Here is a 248-nt window from a genome sequence, read left to right as displayed (position 1 = left end):
TTATCCGCTTCCTGCTCATAATATCCGGGCCAGTCGGGGACTTTGAACGTGTAATCCTGGCTCGTCACGGAAGAGGGGCTGACGGTGGCCTCGTAACGGAACTGGCTGATGCACTCCGTGGTGACTTCCGTGGTTGTGTTCGGATTGAACGCTATGGAGGCCGGAAGCCGGGACAGTCCGGCGACGTTATCGCAGAGCGTCATTTTCTGGTCGGCTCCCTCCGGGGAGAACCGGTCAAAAAAGAAAAT

1 protein-coding gene is annotated in these 248 nt (G+C 56.9%); it reads right to left on the bottom strand.

Annotated elements, in window-relative coordinates:
* A partial coding sequence (locus FDX14_RS24370; protein WP_252182559.1) for a contractile injection system protein, VgrG/Pvc8 family occupies nucleotides 1–248 on the bottom strand: 248 nt, incomplete at both ends.

The organism is Citrobacter sp. wls710 (genome assembly GCF_005281115.1).
GTDB lineage: Bacteria > Pseudomonadota > Gammaproteobacteria > Enterobacterales > Enterobacteriaceae > Citrobacter > Citrobacter werkmanii.
Note: the sequence above shows the minus strand (reverse complement) of the source record. Positions and strands in the feature narration are given on the sequence as shown.